This window comes from Synechococcus lacustris str. Tous (assembly GCF_003011125.1).
GTDB classification, from domain to species: domain Bacteria; phylum Cyanobacteriota; class Cyanobacteriia; order PCC-6307; family Cyanobiaceae; genus Synechococcus_D; species Synechococcus_D lacustris.
This window is the reverse complement of record NZ_PXVC01000294.1, coordinates 1-636: the sequence shown is the minus strand read 5'-3', so window position 1 is coordinate 636 and position 636 is coordinate 1. Positions and strand designations below refer to the sequence as shown.

Genomic DNA, 636 nt, shown 5'->3' with positions numbered 1-636 from the left:
GCTAAACGGGAATCCAGATCACTTAATTGCTTTTGATAATCTAGAACTTGAAAATTGGAAGCAGCCCCTTGGGACTCAAGCAAAACCAATTGATCAAGTTGATGTTTTGTAATACGACGGCTCTGTTCAAGGCCGATTCTTTGTGCTTTAAGCTCTCCAACGGCGCCGCTTATACGATTTAATTCCGAGTTTGCCATCATTAATAGCTCTTGTTTTTGATCCTTTAAGGCCGCTTGCCGTCCTTGAAGAATAGTGGGATCCAATAGCACCATAGCGGCACCTTGTTTCACTGATTCACCTTCTTTTACCAATACGCTCAATATCACCCCTGCTTCCGTGGATCTAATTGCAGCCGTGGAGCGTTTTGGTTGTAGCTTTCCAGCTAAACTAACAACTTGATCAACCCTTACTAGGGCAGCGGCGCCTAAGCAAACAACCACAAGGGCCGCCATTGCGCCACCCACAATCAAGGGAAACCATGGAGTGGGCCTGCTCTCCAAACGGGTATCAAAATTACCAGCAGTTAAATTTGATTTTGCCAGCGACCCAGCCCGGCTGGCATTATGTGTTTTGAATTTGCTTAACCATGGGAAAGCCATAGCTTATGCACCTCCTTCTTGAACTTGTTGTTTATAT

The 636-nt window shown here is 45.3% G+C and carries 1 protein-coding gene; it reads right to left on the bottom strand.

Annotated elements, in window-relative coordinates; genetic code table 11:
- The coding region (locus tag C7K08_RS15015) for an HlyD family secretion protein (protein ID WP_206603904.1) at positions 1-599 on the bottom strand (599 nt) is incomplete at its 3' end.
- Positions 600-636: the final 37 nt, after the last annotated feature.